The organism is Paracoccus fistulariae, assembly GCF_028553785.1.
GTDB classification, from domain to species: Bacteria; Pseudomonadota; Alphaproteobacteria; order Rhodobacterales; family Rhodobacteraceae; genus Paracoccus; species Paracoccus fistulariae.
Genome location: NZ_CP067136.1, coordinates 1544986 through 1560161 on the forward strand (window position 1 = coordinate 1544986; position 15176 = coordinate 1560161).

General features: G+C 63.1%; 13 protein-coding genes. 5 read left to right on the plus strand and 8 right to left on the minus strand.

Features of this window, described 5'->3' with window-relative positions:
* Window positions 1-110 precede the first annotated feature (110 nt).
* From JHX87_RS07580 to JHX87_RS07595, 4 genes are all read left to right on the plus strand, one after another.
* A complete protein-coding gene (locus JHX87_RS07580) occupies window positions 111-1682 on the plus strand; it encodes an OpgD/OpgG family glucan biosynthesis protein (protein WP_271885947.1) in 1572 nt (523 codons plus the stop codon).
* 41 nt (window positions 1683-1723) lie between these two features.
* Window positions 1724-3784 carry a glucans biosynthesis glucosyltransferase MdoH gene (gene mdoH, locus JHX87_RS07585; RefSeq protein WP_271885945.1) on the plus strand — a complete coding sequence of 687 codons (2061 nt, stop codon included), beginning with the start codon at window positions 1724-1726 and terminating at the stop codon, window positions 3782-3784.
* Window positions 3781-4917, plus strand: a complete 1137-nt coding sequence (gene opgC / locus JHX87_RS07590) for an OpgC domain-containing protein (protein WP_271885943.1) — start codon at window positions 3781-3783, stop codon at window positions 4915-4917. The genes mdoH and opgC overlap by 4 nt, the downstream gene beginning before the upstream one ends.
* A gap of 66 nt (window positions 4918-4983) precedes the next feature.
* A complete protein-coding gene (locus tag JHX87_RS07595; RefSeq protein ID WP_271885941.1) occupies window positions 4984-5553 on the plus strand; it encodes a peroxidase-related enzyme in 570 nt (189 codons plus the stop codon).
* A 9-nt stretch (window positions 5554-5562) separates the two neighbouring features.
* Here the strand turns inward: JHX87_RS07595 and xylB are convergent, their stop codons facing one another.
* The 8 genes from xylB to JHX87_RS07635 form a co-directional block, all read right to left on the minus strand.
* Window positions 5563-6981, minus strand: coding sequence for a xylulokinase (gene xylB, locus JHX87_RS07600; RefSeq protein WP_271885939.1), 1419 nt, complete (start codon window positions 6979-6981; stop codon window positions 5563-5565).
* A 12-nt stretch (window positions 6982-6993) separates the two neighbouring features.
* Window positions 6994-7674, minus strand: coding sequence for an HAD family hydrolase (locus JHX87_RS07605; RefSeq protein WP_271885937.1), 681 nt, complete (start codon window positions 7672-7674; stop codon window positions 6994-6996).
* On the minus strand, window positions 7671-9137 hold the full coding sequence (locus JHX87_RS07610; RefSeq protein WP_271885935.1) for a mannitol dehydrogenase family protein: 1467 nt from the start codon (window positions 9135-9137) through the stop codon (window positions 7671-7673). Before JHX87_RS07610 ends, JHX87_RS07605 begins: the two co-directional genes overlap by 4 nt.
* A 3-nt stretch (window positions 9138-9140) precedes the next feature.
* Complete coding sequence (locus JHX87_RS07615) at window positions 9141-9905, minus strand: L-iditol 2-dehydrogenase (protein WP_271885933.1); 765 nt, start codon at window positions 9903-9905, stop codon at window positions 9141-9143.
* Entirely contained in the window at window positions 9902-10900 is a 999-nt protein-coding gene (locus JHX87_RS07620) for an ABC transporter ATP-binding protein (protein ID WP_271885931.1), read from the minus strand. Before JHX87_RS07620 ends, JHX87_RS07615 begins: the two co-directional genes overlap by 4 nt.
* A 12-nt stretch (window positions 10901-10912) precedes the next feature.
* A complete protein-coding gene (locus tag JHX87_RS07625; RefSeq protein ID WP_271885929.1) occupies window positions 10913-11737 on the minus strand; it encodes a carbohydrate ABC transporter permease in 825 nt (274 codons plus the stop codon).
* A gap of 10 nt (window positions 11738-11747) precedes the next feature.
* Entirely contained in the window at window positions 11748-12617 is an 870-nt protein-coding gene (locus JHX87_RS07630; RefSeq protein WP_271885928.1) for a carbohydrate ABC transporter permease, read from the minus strand.
* Between the two features lie 91 nt (window positions 12618-12708).
* Complete coding sequence (locus tag JHX87_RS07635) at window positions 12709-14025, minus strand: ABC transporter substrate-binding protein (RefSeq protein ID WP_271885927.1); 1317 nt, start codon at window positions 14023-14025, stop codon at window positions 12709-12711.
* Between the two features lie 156 nt (window positions 14026-14181).
* Here JHX87_RS07635 and JHX87_RS07640 point away from each other — a divergent pair, with 156 nt between their 5' ends.
* Complete coding sequence (locus JHX87_RS07640) at window positions 14182-15102, plus strand: sugar-binding transcriptional regulator (protein ID WP_271885925.1); 921 nt, start codon at window positions 14182-14184, stop codon at window positions 15100-15102.
* Window positions 15103-15176 lie beyond the last annotated feature (74 nt).

A 15176-nucleotide genomic window follows, 5' to 3' on the forward strand; every position in this document is an offset into this window, starting at 1 on the left:
TTTTCGTGATGTCAAAGGCAATTAGTCCCCGCCGCATCGGCTTTGTGGCTTGTTGCTGAATGATGTGCCGCTTATGATGAAACGGTTTTTTTGGACCAGCATTCCCTGATATGAAGCGTCGTCAGTTTCTCAACGCAGCCACCGCCATTGCCGCAGGTGGCACCTTTGCCGCCACCAAGGTTCAGGCACAAGGCGAACCGCAGCCAGAGCCCAGTGCCCGGGCCGGGGATAACACCCCCGTATCGCCCAGCGTCTTCGGCTTCGAAGAGGTCGCGGCACTGGCGGCCGAACGGTCGCAGCGGGTCTATAAACAGCCCGTGGCCAAGCAGGTCGGCAGCTTTGCCAACCTGAATTATGACCAGTATCGCGGCATCCGTTTCCGCCGCGATGCCGATCCTCTGGCCGGGTCGGGGCTGTTCAGCATGGATCTGCTGCCGCCGGGCGCGATCTTCTATGAGCCGGTGAATATCAGCGTGGTGCGCGATGGCGTACCGCAGCGCATGGCCTTTGACCCGGAACTGCTGGAATTCGATCCGTCGCAATTCCCGGGCGGGGCGGATACCGAAACCGTGGGTGAGATGGGCTGGTCCGGGTTCCGCCTGCGCACGGTGCTGAACCGGCCCGGCGTCATGGACGAATTTCTGGTCTTTCAGGGCGCGACCTATTTCCGCGCCGTGGCACGCGGCACGATCTATGGACTGTCGGCGCGCGGCATGGCGATCAAGACCGGCAGCCCGGATGGCGAGGAATTTCCGCTGTTCACGGATTTCTGGATTCAGGAACCCGATCCAACGGCGGAATCGGTGCGCATCTATGCGCTGCTGGACAGCAAATCGGTGGCCGCTGCCTTTCAATTCGACGTGAACCCCGGTGCCGTCACCATGGTGCGCACCCGCGTGGCGATTTTCCCGCGGGTCGAGCTGCAAAATACCGGCATCGCGCCGCTGACATCCATGTTCTGGTTCAGCCCTGCCAGCCGCCGTACCGTCGACGACTATCGCCCCGCTGTCCATGACAGCGACGGGTTGCAGATGCATACCGGCGCGGGACAGGCGCTGTGGCGGACGCTGGCCGCGCATAAGAACCTGCAGATCTCGTCCTTTGTCGATAACAACCCGCGCGGCTTCGGCCTGATCCAGCGCAACCGCGACTTCATCGCTTATCAGGATGCCGAGGCGATGTATGACCAGCGCCCCTCGGCCTGGATCCAGCCCGAAGGTGACTGGGGCGAAGGCGAGGTCCGGCTGATCGAAATCCCGGTCGAGAACGAATTCAACGACAATATCGTCAGCTACTGGCTGCCCAAGAAGCCGATGGCGCGCGGAGAGCGGCACGAGTTCCGCTATCGCCTGTCCTTCGCGCCGCTGCCGCCCAATGATGTGCCCTTGGCCAAGGTGCGGCAGGTCCGCTCGGGCCGGTCGATCAATGTCGAAACCACGCGCAGCTTCATCGTCGATTTCGACCTTTCGCTGTTCACCCATGACATGCCGCAATCCAAGGTCACGGCCTCGGCCGGCAATATCGTGCATGCCTATCTGAAACCTTTACCCGATCAGGGCGTTCTGCGTCTGGCTTTTGAATATGAACCGGGCGATGCGACATTGGCGGATTTACAGGCAGTTCTGACCGATAGCAAAGGTGTCGCCCTCAGCGAGACCTGGCTGACGCGTTGGACCGTATGACGGAGCTTCGCCCAGAACCTGCTGCGATCGATGAAGATTTCATGGACGCGGTCCCGCCCGAGGCGCCACTGGCCATGCCGGTGCAGGATTTCCGGCACAAGCCCACGATCCGTCAGCGGGTCCGGTTCGATGGCGTCAAGGTCTGGCTGGCCCGGCTGATCGCCTTTGGCGGCGCGGCGGCGATTGCGGCCATTGGCTTTTCGCAGATGTTGCAGACCTTCGGCGACCGTCCGACGCCGATGCAATGGGCGCTGCTGATCCTGTTCGTGCCGACCTTTGGCTGGGTCGGGTTTTCCTTCTGCTCGGTCCTGGCGGGGCTGTTCGCGCCCCGGCTCAGCACGCCCGATGGCCCCAACGACGCCCGCGTCGTCGTCGTCATGCCGGTCTATCACGAAGATACCGCCGAAAGCATCGGCCTGCTCTCTGCCCTTGCGCAGGAATTGCAGCGCGAGGGCATGGCCCAGCGGACCGAGATCTTCGTGCTGTCCGACAGCCGCGATCCGGTCATGGCCGTGAATGAGACGCTGGCCATTGCCACGGCGCGCGAAACCTCTCCGGTGCCGATCTGGTATCGCCGACGGATGACGAATGAGGATCGCAAATCGGGCAATCTGGCCGAATTCGTCCGCCGTTGGGGCGGGCGTTACGATCAGATGGTGGTGCTGGATGCCGACAGTATCCTGGCAGGCAAGACGGTGCGCGAACTGTCTGCGCGGATGAATGCCGACCCGCAGATGGGCCTGATCCAGACCATGCCGATCCTTGTGGGGGGTGAGACGATCTTTGCCCGCCAGATCCAGTTCGCGGGCCGCGTCTATGGCCCGATGATCGCGCGGGCCGTATCGGCGTGGTCGGGAAATTCGGGCAATTACTGGGGCCATAACGCCATCATCCGGATGAGCGCCTTTGCCGAGGCCTGCGGCCTGCCCCGCCTGCCCGGCAAGCCGCCCTTCGGCGGCACCATCCTGAGCCATGATTTCGTCGAGGCCGCCGCCCTGTGCCGCGCGGGCTGGAAGGTGCGGCTGGATCACGACCTGCGCGGCAGCTATGAGGGCTCTCCGCCGACGCTGCTGGATATGGCGGCGCGCGAACGCCGCTGGGCGCAGGGCAACCTGCAACATGCCCGCCTGCTGCGCATGCGCGGGATGCGTCCCGTCAGCTTTGCCCATTTCATCATCGGCATGCTGGGCTTCGTGATGAGCCCGATCTGGCTGACGCTGCTGATGGTGGGTCTGACCCTGTCCTTCACCGTGCTGCTGTCCACGCCGGAATATTTCCCGAACGCCTATCAGATGTTCCCGAACTGGCCGGTCTTTGACGCGCAGCGCATGTTCTGGCTGTTCGTGGCGGCAATGTCCTTTCTGCTGCTGCCCAAGATGATCGCCACGTTCCGCGCCTGGCTGCGACCGCTGGCACGGGAATCGGGCGGGCCGGTGCGGATCTTTGCCAGCGCGATCTTTGAAAATCTGCTTTCGGCCCTGATCGCGCCAGTGCAGATGCTGATCCAGACCCGCCAGATCTACGAGATCCTGCGCGGTCGCGACAGCGGCTGGCAGGCCCAGGTGCGGGCAGGCTCGATGCCCGATTGGGGCGTCGTCATTCGCAGGCACTGGATTCACGTGCTGGTCGGCGTGGTGACGGTCGCGGTGCTGGCGCGCTTTTCACCCTGGCAGCTGGTCTGGCTGTCGCCGATCCTGGCCGGGCTGATCCTGTCGCCGCTGACCTCACGCTATTCGGCCAGCCCGGTCTTTGGCCGCTGGGCGCGGATGCGCGGCCTGCTGGTCACCCCGGAAGAACGCGATCCCCCCGCCATCCTGACCGCCGCCCATGCCGCCGCACGCAATTTGCCGCGACCGGCCAGCGACAAATCCATCCTGCTGGATCTGGGCCGCGATCCCGATCTGATGGCGCGCCATATCTCGATGCTGCCCCCCGCGCGGCCTCTGCCCGCCGCGCAGCGCCTGCCGCAGATCACCGCCGAGGCCAAGATTGCCAATGCCGCCACCCAGTCCGAGGCGCTGTCCTTCCTGACAAAAGAGGAAACCGACGCGCTGGTCAGCCATGCCGCCCTGCTGGAACAGTGGAGCGCGTTACCGCAATGAAGCGCCTGATCGCCCTGGATATGCTGCGCGGCTACGCGCTGGTCTGCATCATGATCGACCACATGCCGGCCTCGCCCCTGCGCAAATTCACGCTGGCCAATTTCTCGGTCTTCGACGCGGCAGAGCTTTTCGTCCTGCTGTCGGGCTTTCTGGTCGGCATGGTCTGGCTGAGCGTCGAGCAGAAACAGGGCACCCGCCCGGCCCAATGGCGCTTTGCCCGCCGCGCCTTCGAGGTCTGGCGCGCCCTGATCATTGGCGGCCTGATCATGGCGCTGCTGTCGGCCTGGCTGAAATATATCGGGCTGGAGCATACGGCGGTCTGGGGACAATACGCCATCTGGGTGATGGAAAACCCGCTGGGCTATCTGGGCGTGCTGGCGACGATGTGGCTGCAGCCGAACCTGCTGGACGTGTTGGCGGTCTATGTGATCCTGATCGCCTCGGCCCCGCTGCTGGTGCCGATCCTGAAACGCTATCCTTTCAGCTTCGCGGCCGGGTCGCTGGTGCTGTGGTGGTTTGCGCCGCTGCTGAATGCGCTGATCCCGAACCATCGCGATGGCGGCCTGCTGTTCAACCCCTTTGGCTGGCAGATGCTGTTCTATTCCGGCGTGGCGATGGGCCTGTTCCGCCACAAGTTCATGCCGGTGCTGATGCCGCATAAGCGGCTGCTGACGATCCTGTCCACCGGCATGTTCCTGTTCGGTGCGGCCATCCTGATTGCGCTGGATTTCGGCGATGCGGCCCTGCCGGTGCGCAATGCGCTGAAGATGGTCTATGGCATGATCGACAAATGGAACCTGGACGGCACCCGCTATCTGGCGATCATGGCTGCGGCCTGGCTGGTCGCGGTGCCGCTGGCACGCCCGATGGAGTGGCTGGCCGCCACCACGCCCGGCGTAGCCCTGCAACAGATCGGCAAGGGCGGGCTGTGGTCATTCGTGATCTGCGTTCTGCTGTCGGTCATCGGCGATGCCTTCCAGATCAACCCCGCCGATCAGCCGGTCTGGCGGCGCCTTCTGGTGGACGCCTGGGCGATCCTGACGCTGTGGTGGCTGTCGGTGATCTGGCTGCAATATGGCGCGCCCTGGCAAAAGGGCCGCGGCAAGGCCAAGGCCGGTTCCAAGACCTCGTGATCCCCCCTTCGGTCCGGCGAATATCCGTGCCATCATGCGCGGATCAGTTCCGTCTCAGAGGTCCGCATGTCCGACACCCCCATCAGCCAGTTCCCCCTTCCCTCGCTGAAGGATTTTCCTTCCGATATCGCCGAACGCATCAATGCCGTGCATGAAAAATCCGGTTTCGTGCCGAATGTCTTTCTGGTGCTGGCCCAACGCCCGGACGAATTCCGCGCCTTTTTCGCCTATCACGATGCGCTGATGGAAAAGCCCGGTAATCTGACCAAGGCCGAGCGTGAGATGATCGTGGTTGCCACCAGTGCCGCCAACGAATGTCAGTATTGCGTCATTGCCCATGGCGCGATCCTGCGCATCCGGGCCAAGAATGCGCTGATCGCGGATCAGGTCGCGGTGAATTACCGCAAGGCCGATATCACCCCGCGCCAGCGCGCCATGCTGGATTTCGCCATGAAGGTGTCGCAGGATTCCGGCGCTGTTGGCGACGGCGACTTCGCCACACTGCGCGAGCATGGGTTTACCCAGGACGATATCTGGGACATTGCCGCCATTTCGGCCTTTTTCGGCATGTCTAACCGGATTGCCAATGTCACCGGGATGCAGCCGAATGAGGAATTCTACAGCATGGGCCGCTGAGGCGCGCCGTCAGCCGCGAAACCTTTGCAGGCGTTCGGCATAGGCATCGGTCAGGCGGGGATCCGGCAGGATCTCGGCCGCGATGCGGGGGGCAGTGCAGATCTGGCTGACCGGAGCGCCGGTTGCCGCCATCAGGCCCAGACGCGCCGCACCAAAGGCCGCGCCGTAATCGCCGCTGTCGGGGATCAGGATGGGCAAGCCCAAGGCCGTGGCGATGGCGTGAACCCAATATTCCGACCGCGCCCCGCCGCCAAGCGCGACCAGCGCCTGCGGATCCGAGCCCGCCTGCCGCAGCACTGCAAGGTTATCGGCAAAGGCAAAGGCCACACCCTCCAGCACCGCCTGCGTCAGCGCCGCGCGATCGGTCCGGGCCGACAGACCGCTGAACCCCGCCCGCAGGGTCACATCGTTATGCGGCGTCCGCTCGCCCGAGAGATAGGGCAGAAAGGTCACCTCACCCGGCGCTTTCAGATCCGTACCAAGTTCCGCCGTCAGATCCGCCGGGCGTTGTCCCGTGATCCCAGACAGCCATTCCAGCGCGGCCGAGGCCGACAGGATCACCCCCATCTGATGCCACATCCCCGGCAAGGCATGGCAAAAGGCATGGACCGCGCTTTCGGGCAGCGGCAGATAGCGTTCGGTCGCCGCAAACAGCACGCCCGAGGTGCCCAGCGACACAAAGCCCTGCCCCTCGGCCACAGTGCCCGCGCCGACGGCGGTGGCAGCATTGTCGCCTGCCCCGCCTGCCACCACAATTCCCGGCTGCATCCCCCAGGCATGGGCCAGTTTCGCCCGCAGACCGCCCGAAGGTGCATTGCCCTCGATCAGGTCGGGCATCTGGTCGGGCCGCATGCCCGACGCTTGCAGAAGTTCGGCAGACCACAGCCGCGCGCCGGTATCCAGCCAGCTAGTCCCCGCCGCGTCCGACATGTCGGCCACATATTCGCCCGTCAGCCACAGGCGCAGATAATCCTTGGGCAGCAGGACCTTGGCGATATTATCGAAATTGTTGGGCTCGTGCTGGGCCATCCAGACCAGCTTGGGCGCGGTGAAGCCCGGAAAGACGATATTGCCCGAAATCTCGCGAAAGCGCGGATCGCGGTCCAGCGCCGCCGCCTGTTCCTGCGAGCGACCGTCATTCCACAGGATCGCCGGGCGGATCACCCGACCCGCAGCATCCAGCGCCACCGCGCCATGCATCTGCCCCGACAGTCCGATGCCCCTGACCCCGGCCAGATCATGATCGGCCCGCAACTGCGCCAGCGCGGCTTCGGTTGCCCTGATCCACTGATCGGGATCCTGCTCGGCCCAGCCCGAATGCGGGCGCGACACCGTAAGCCCCGAACTGGCCGAGGCCAGAACGCGCTGATCCCCGTCCATCAGCAGAACCTTGACCCCGGAAGTGCCCAGATCAATGCCAAGATACATCTTGCAGCCTCTTTATCCTGTCAGCGCGGCGCCGATATGCGCCTGCACGATACCGGGCAGTTCATCCGCATGGGTGGCAATCGCATCGGCCCCAAGCTGCGGCAGCTTATGCGCCAGCCCCGACGCCTGCGCATGCGATCCGCCCAGCAGCCCGATGGCATACATCCCCGCCGCCCGCGCAGCCTGAATCCCCGCACCGCTATCTTCGATGACGATGCAGTTTTCGGGCGGAACCGCAAGATGGCGTGCCGCCAGCAGGAACAGATCCGGGGCCGGCTTGCCATTCTGCACCTGCACCGCGGAATAGACATGGCCGCCAAAAAACCCGCTCAGCCCGGTCAGTTCCAGCGATTGCGCGATCCGCCCCGGGGTCGAGGATGACGCCACCGCCATCGGCATGCCCTGCAGCGCGGTCAGCGCGGCGGCGATGCCGGGGATCGGCTGCAACTCCTGCCGAAAGCGTTCCGCCAGACGGCGGCGATAATCGGGCAACAGGGGCGAGACATCCACGCCATGTTCCTGCTGCACCATCTGGGTGATCGAAGCGACCGAGCGTCCGATCATTCGCTGAAACATCTCGGCATCCGAGATATCCGCCCCCGCCATCCGCAGCGTATCGCCAAGCTCGGCGATGGACAGCGGCTCGCTATCCACCAGCACGCCGTCGCAATCGAAGATCAGCGCAAAGCTCATGCCGCCAGATAGCTGCGCAAGGTGGCTTCGGCGCCCTTGTCCCACAGCATCTCCAGCCAGCGGGCAAAGGCCCGCGCGAAGTCGGGATTCTTGCCGGTCTCACCATAGATATCGGCCATGGCCAGCCAGTCCGACGGGTTGTCCCGCGCCGCCTTGGCGACCGTGGTCAGGCGATCCCAGTTCGGGTCATTCGGCGCGATCTCGGCCCCGGAATCGGTCGTGCCCGCGCAGTAGCGACACCACAGCGCGCTTTCCAGCGCCAGCCCCTCGATCCCCTGCCCGGCCTTGAGACGGTCGGCAATGGTCGGCACGATGAATTTCGGCTGACGGTTGGATCCGTCCAGGCACAGGCGCCGGACCGTATCCCCGATCTTGGGATTGGCGCAGCGTTCCTCTACCTTGCGGAAATAGGCCTGCAGATCGGTGTTCGGGACCGGCGGGACGGCGGGAATGATCTCTTCCGTCTCGAGTTTTTCCAGAAAGGCGCGGACCAGTTCATTCTCCATCGCCTCATGCACGAAATGGATATCCATCAGACCGGCGGGATAGGCGATCACGGCATGGCCGCCGTTCAGAATGCGCAGCTTCATCAGTTCCCAAGGCGCGACATCCTCGACAAATTCGACGCCGACCTCTTCCAGCGCGGGCCGACCGGCAGGGAAGTTGTCTTCCAGCACCCATTGAATGAAATCCTCGCAAAAGACGGGGCAATCGTCATCGATACCGAAATCGTCCCGGATCATCGCGCGCTCGCGGTCGCTGGTGGCCGGGGTGATGCGGTCGACCATGCCATTCGGGAAGGCAACATTGGCGTCGATCCAGTCGGCCAGTTCGGGGTCAGAGAGCCGTGCGGTTCCGACCACCGCTTCGCGGGTCACATCGCCATTATGGGGGATATTGTCGCAGCACATGACCGTGAAGGGCTGCTGCCCGGCCTCGCGCCGCGCACGCAGCCCGGCGACCAGCATGCCAAAGACCGTCTTCGGCTGATCTGGCGCGGCGCCATCCGCCGCAATGGCCGGATGTTGCGGGTTGAAATGACCGGTCGAGGCATCGATGAAATAGCCACCCTCGGTGATCGTCAGGCTGGCGATGCGGATCTCGGGATCGCTGAGCTTCGCAATGATCGCCGCCGCATCGGCAGGCGGCAGGTAATCCACCGTCGCGCCCAGAATGCGCGGGTCCGAAGCCTCGGCCGATTGCTCGACCACGGAATAGAGGAAATCCTGCGCCGCCAATGCGTCGCGGATCCGGGCATCCGAAGGCATGACCCCCGCGCCCACGATCGCAAAATCCAGCCCCTTGCCGGTATTCATCAGCCGGTCCAGGTAGACCGCCTGATGGGCGCGGTGGAAATTGCCCAGACCGAAATGGACGATCCCGCCCTTCAACTGGCCGCGATCATAGCCCGGCGCCGGAACGCCAAGCGAGGACAGGTTTTCATTGTTCAGCTTGATTGCCATTGGTCAACTCATCCAGTTGCCGCCGTCCACATTGAAACATTGGGCGACGATGTAATCGGCTTCGGGCGTGGCAAGGAAAATCGCCATGCCGGTCAAATCTTCTGCGGTGCCCATGCGGCCAAAGGGGACGGCGGCGCCGACCTCTGCCTTTTTCTGGCCGCGCGGCTTGTTTTCATATTCGGCGAATTTCGCATCGACGCCGTCCCAGTGATCGCCATCGACCACGCCGGGCGCGATGGCATTGACGTTGATGCCATGCGAGATCAGGTTCAGCCCCGCCGACTGGGTCAGGCTGATGACGGCGGCCTTGGTGGCGCAATAGACGGCGACCAGGGCCTCGCCCCGCCTGCCCGCCTGCGAGGCCATGTTGATGATCTTGCCCTTGCGGCCCGTCTGGATCATGTGCCGCGCAACGGCTTGCATGGTAAACAGCGTGCCGCCCACATTGATGGCGAAAAGCCTGTCATAGCTGTCGCGCGTGATCTGGGCGATGGGCGCAAGATCGAACAGGGCGGCATTGTTGATCAGGATGTCGATGCCACCCAGTTCCGCCACGGCGCTGGCCACGCCCGCATCAATGCTGGCCTGATCGGTCACATCCATCACGATCGGGACCGCGCCGATCTGGCTGGCGGTGGCGCGGACGCCATCGCCATTGATATCGGCAATCGCCACCGTCGCGCCTTCGCGGATATAGGCCTCGGCGAAGGCACGACCGATGCCGCGGGCGGCACCGGTGATCAGCGCGGTCTTGCCCTGCAACCTCACAGCGCAAGCCCGTCTTCGGCGAATTTGTAGATCCGGTTTTCCTCGGGCGTCAGGAAGATGCGGTCGCCGTGATGGACGGGAAATTCGCCTGCCGCGCGGGCAATGATCGGGGTGCCATCATCCAGATCGATATGCAGGAAGGTATCCGAGCCCAGATGTTCGGCCACACCGACCGTGCCGGGGAATTCGCCCTCGCTTTGGGACAGCGACCAGTGCTCCGGGCGCACGCCGATGGTATGGGCACCGTGCTTTGCCGCGCCTTCGCCCTCGATGAAGTTCATGTTCGGGCTGCCGATGAAGCCGCCGACAAACTTGTTGGCCGGATTGTTGTACAGTTCCAGGGGAGAGCCCACCTGCTCGACCCGGCCTGCACGCAGGACCACGATCTTGTCGGCCATGGTCATCGCCTCGACCTGATCGTGGGTGACATAGATCATCGTCGTCTTCAGGCTGTTATGCAGTTCCGAGATTTCGACCCGCATGTTCACCCGCAGCGCCGCATCGAGGTTCGACAGCGGCTCGTCGAACAGGAACGCCTCGGGCTCGCGGACGATGGCGCGGCCGATGGCGACGCGCTGACGCTGACCGCCCGACAACTGCCCCGGCTTGCGGTCCAGATAGCTGTCGAGGTTCAGGATCTTCGCCGCATGGGCGACGCGCTTTTGCTGCTCGGCCTCGGGCATCTTGGCCATCTTCAGCGGAAAGGCGATATTCTTGCGCACCGACATATGCGGATAAAGCGCATAGGACTGAAACACCATGGCCAGACCGCGCCGGGCCGGACCGGCATCGGTCACGTCCTGCCCGTCGATATGGATCGCGCCGGAACTGACATCCTCCAGCCCCGCGATCAGCCGCAGCAGCGTCGATTTTCCGCAGCCCGAGGGGCCGACGAAGACGACGAATTCACCGTCCTCGATGGTCAGATCCACACCGGGAATAACCTCGACCTCGCCAAAGGCCTTGCGGACGTTTTTCAGCGTAATGGAACCCATTGCATGTCCCCCCTATTTCACCGCGCCGAAGGTCAGGCCGCGGACAAGTTGTTTCTGGCTGAACCAGCCCATGATCAGAATCGGCGCGATGGCCATGACGGATGCCGCCGACAGCTTGGCCCAGAACAGGCCCTGCGGGCTGCTGAACGAGGCGATGAAGGCCGAAAGCGGCGCCGCATTCGTGGTTGTCAGCTGGATCGTCCAGAAGGCTTCGTTCCAGGCCAGAATGACATTCAGCAGCAGGGTCGAGGCGATGCCCGGCACCGCCATCGGCGTCAGCACATGGACGATTTCCTGCCCCAGGGTGGCACCATCCATCCGCGCGGCCTCCAGGATCTCGCCCGGGATCTCGCGGAAATAGGTGTAAAGCATCCAGACCACGATCGGCAGGTTCATCAGCATCAGGATGATCACCAGACCGATGCGCGTATCCATCAGACCCGTTTTCAGAAAGATCAGATAGATCGGCACCAGAACGGCGACCGCCGGCATCATCTTGGTGGACAGCATCCACATCAGGATGTCCTTCGTGCGCTTGGTCGGCGAAAAGGCCATTGCCCAGGCCGCCGGGACCGCCACGATCAGCGCCAGCACGGTCGAACCGACGGCGATGATCACCGAATTCATGAAGGGCCGGAAATAGTTATACTGGGACTGCACCTCGCGATAGCTGTCCATCGACAAGCTGGGGATCAGATCGAACCCCGCAATCGCCTCTTGTTCCGTCTTCAGGCTGGTGATGATTGCATAAAGGATCGGAAAGAAGATCAGCAGGGCCACCAGCCAGGCTGCGATCGTGTAGCCGATCTTGGTGTTGCGGGAAACAGCGCGTGCCATCAGTCCCTCCTCAATCCAGGTTCTTGCCGACGGCGCGCATCAGGAAGATGGCGACGAAATTGGCCAATACGACCGCGATGATGCCCCCTGCCGCCGCACCGCCGATGTCGAAATTCAGACGCGCCGCGCGATAGATCAGGTAGGTCAGGTTGGTCGAGGCATTGCCCGGACCGCCATTCGTGGTCACAAGAATTTCCGCATAGATGCCCAGCAGGAAGATCGTCTGGATCAGCACCACCACGGTGATTGCGCGGGCCATATGCGGCAGGGTCAGGTAAAAGAACCGGTTCAGCGCGGATGCGCCGTCCATCTCGGCCGCCTGCATCTGCTCGCCATCCAGCGATTGCAGCGAAGTCAGCAGGATCAGCGTCGCAAAGGGCAGCCATTGCCAGGCCACGATCAGAATGATCGAGAACAGCGGGAATTGCGCGAACCAGTCCACCGGCTGCAACCCGAAGAACTTGGCAATATCCGCCAGCACGCCATAGCTGGGATGCATGATCATGTTCTTCCAGATCAGCGCCGCGACCGGCGGCATGACGAAGAAGGGGCTGATCACCAGAATGCGCACGATCCCCTGGCCGAAGATCGGTTTGTCGATCAGCAGCGCGATCAGGATCCCGCCGATGACAGTGATGCACAGAACGCCCAGCACCAGAACCAGCGTGTTCCAGATCGCATCCATGAAGGCCGGGTCGGTATAGAAGTACTGATAGTTGAACCATCCGGCCCAGCTGGTGCTGGCGGGGTTCAGAAGGTTGTAATTCAGAAATGAATAGTAAAGCGTCATTGCCAGCGGCACGACCATCCAGACCAGAAGCAGAATGATCGCGGGCGCACGCATCAGCCGGGCAAGGCTTTGTGTCTGACGTGTAGCCACAGCGAGGTCCTCCGAAGGGCGCGCGATTGCGCGGATGTCGGGTCGATCCGCCGCCCGGCAGGTCACCGGGCGGCATTGTCACGCGTTGCGCTTATTTGGGATAACCCGCACGCGCCATTTCGCGGGTCGTGATGGCCTGTGCCGAGGCCAGCGCATCTTCCGCCGACATCTGACCGGCCAGCGCGGCCGAGAATTGCTGACCCACAGCCGTGCCGATACCCTGGAATTCCGGGATCGCGACGAATTGCCCACCCGTATAGGGGATATCCTGAACCGAGGCTTTCTGCGTATCCGCCCCCTCGATCGCCGTCAGCGTCATCGCGGCAAAGGGGGCCGCCTCTTGATAGGCGGGGTTCGCGTAAAGCGAGGCACGCGTGCCCGGAGGTGCGGCGCGCCAGCCCTCGGTCTCGGCGACCAGATTGGTGTAATCCTTGCTGGTGGCCCAGGCGACGAATTTCCTGGCCGCATCAGGCGCGTCCGAGGATGCCGGGATGGCCAGGCTCCAGGCCCAAAGCCAGTTGCCGTGATTGTCCACGCCATCCTTGTTCGGGAACCGGGCAAAGCCCACGCTTTCGGCCACGGTCGAATTCTCGGGGTCGGTCACGAAGCTGGCCGCCACGGTGGCGTCGATCCAGATGCCGCATTTGCCCTGCTGGAACAGCGACAGGTTTTCGTTGAAGCCGTTGGACGAGGCACCAGGAGGGCCGTAATTCGTCATCAAGTCCAGATAATCGGTCAGCGTCGCATTCCATTCGGCGCTGTCGAATTGCGCCTTCCATTCCGGATCGAACCAGCGCCCGCCATAGCTGTTGCTCATGGCGGTCAGGAAGGCCATGTTCTCGCCCCAGCCGGGCTTGCCGCGCAGGCAGATGCCATATTGTTCGGCATCCTTGTCGGTCATCGCCTCGGCGGCAGCCTTGATCTCGGCCCAGGTGGGGCTTTCGGAAATGGTCACACCGGCAGCTTCGGCCAGATCGGTGCGATACATGACCATCGCGGATTCGGCATAGAAGGGCACGGCGTAAAGCGTATCTTCGACCGACAGCGCCTGGCGCACGGCGGGCAGCAGGTCGTCAACGTCATATTCCGCAGGCAGATCGCTTAGCGGCAGCAGCCAGTCCTGATTGGCCCAGATCGGAACCTCATAGGTGCCGATGGTCAGGACGTCATATTGTCCGCCGCGCGTCGCGATATCGGTGGTGACACGCTCGCGCAGGATGTTCTCCTCAAGCGTGACCCATTCCAGCTGAATGTCCGGATTTGCCTCGGCGAAGGGTGCGGTCATCTTCTGCATGCGGATCATGTCGCCGTTGTTCACGGTGGCGATGGTCAGCGTCTCGGCCATGGCGGGCATCGTCACAGCGGTCAGCGCACATGCCCCAAGCAGGCCGCGCATCGTCGTCGTCATATCAATATTCCTCCTCAAGATCCCATTGGTGTATTATTTGCCCACGAGATTGGCAAATGCTCACCTGTTGTTATAAATTTGTCAAATGCTATTTTTTTCTTGCTTTCCCGGCCCGGCCCCGGTTTCGCGAAGGCAGATAAACGAAAGGCGACAAAGATGACGGATGAGCGCAAGCTGGATCAGGCTGCCCGAGCTGCCTGGCTGTCCTATGTGGCCGGTCGCAAACAGGATGAAATTGCGCAGGAAATGGGTGTGTCGCGGCAGACGGCACAACGTCTGGTGGCGCAGGCCATGGCCGCCGGGCTGGTCAAGGTGCGCATAGACCACCCCCTGTCGGGCTGTTTCGAGCTGGAGAAAGCCCTGCAGCAGAAATTTGCGCTGAAAAAGGTCGTGGTGACACCGGGTGAGGCAGGAAAGGCCGGTGTCGCCATCGCTGTGGCCGAATTCATCGAATCGCAATTGCAGCAAAGCGATCCGATCACGCTGGCAATCGGCACGGGCCGCACGCTGAGCGCAGGCGTCGCGCAGATGTCGCGACGGGATTGCCCCCAGCATCGCATTGTCTCACTGACCGGGAACATCTCTCCGGATGGATCAACTGCCTTTTATAACGTGCTGTTTTCGCTGTCGGATGTTGTCACGGCGCGAACCTTTCCGCTGATGGTTCCGGTGATCAGCACCACCAAGGAAGAGCGTGACGCCCTTCACCGCCAGCCCGGAAATACCCGCGTGATCGAAATGGCCCGCAACGCCGATACGGCCCTGATCGGTCTGGGGTCGATGGGACCAGAGGCACCGCTGGCCCAGGACGGCTTCATGACCCCGGCCGAGGTTCGCGCCCTGCGCGATCAGGGCGCCGCGGGCGAGATGCTGGGCCGCAGCTATGATATCGACGGCAACTTCTTGCCGATGGATGGGCGTGTGGCATCCTGTCAGTTGCCGGATCCGGATCGCGCGCTGGTGATCGCGGCGGCAGGCGGCCCGGAAAAGGTCGATCCGATTCGCGGGGCGTTGCGCAGCGGTGTGATCAACGGGCTGATCACCGATGAAACCACCGCCAAAAGCCTGCTGGAATAGGCCCCGGCCGCGCGCATCTTGCAGCGGCACGGGGCGGATACCTACATCCTTGCCAACCGCTGGCATCGCTGATC

What these genes read in the sequence shown, in the direction of transcription:
- opgC (WP_271885943.1), top strand. Translation starts at nt 3,781, where the DNA reads ATGAAGCGCCTGATCGCCCTGGATATGCTGCGCGGCTACGCGCTGGTC.
- JHX87_RS07635 (WP_271885927.1), bottom strand. Translation starts at nt 14,025, where the DNA reads ATGACGACGACGATGCGCGGCCTGCTTGGGGCATGTGCGCTGACCGCT.
- xylB (WP_271885939.1), bottom strand. Translation starts at nt 6,981, where the DNA reads ATGTATCTTGGCATTGATCTGGGCACTTCCGGGGTCAAGGTTCTGCTG.
- JHX87_RS07625 (WP_271885929.1), bottom strand. Translation starts at nt 11,737, where the DNA reads ATGGCACGCGCTGTTTCCCGCAACACCAAGATCGGCTACACGATCGCA.
- JHX87_RS07640 (WP_271885925.1), top strand. Translation starts at nt 14,182, where the DNA reads ATGACGGATGAGCGCAAGCTGGATCAGGCTGCCCGAGCTGCCTGGCTG.
- JHX87_RS07620 (WP_271885931.1), bottom strand. Translation starts at nt 10,900, where the DNA reads ATGGGTTCCATTACGCTGAAAAACGTCCGCAAGGCCTTTGGCGAGGTC.
- mdoH (WP_271885945.1), top strand. Translation starts at nt 1,724, where the DNA reads ATGGACGCGGTCCCGCCCGAGGCGCCACTGGCCATGCCGGTGCAGGAT.
- JHX87_RS07610 (WP_271885935.1), bottom strand. Translation starts at nt 9,137, where the DNA reads ATGGCAATCAAGCTGAACAATGAAAACCTGTCCTCGCTTGGCGTTCCG.
- JHX87_RS07580 (WP_271885947.1), top strand. Translation starts at nt 111, where the DNA reads ATGAAGCGTCGTCAGTTTCTCAACGCAGCCACCGCCATTGCCGCAGGT.
- JHX87_RS07595 (WP_271885941.1), top strand. Translation starts at nt 4,984, where the DNA reads ATGTCCGACACCCCCATCAGCCAGTTCCCCCTTCCCTCGCTGAAGGAT.
- JHX87_RS07605 (WP_271885937.1), bottom strand. Translation starts at nt 7,674, where the DNA reads ATGAGCTTTGCGCTGATCTTCGATTGCGACGGCGTGCTGGTGGATAGC.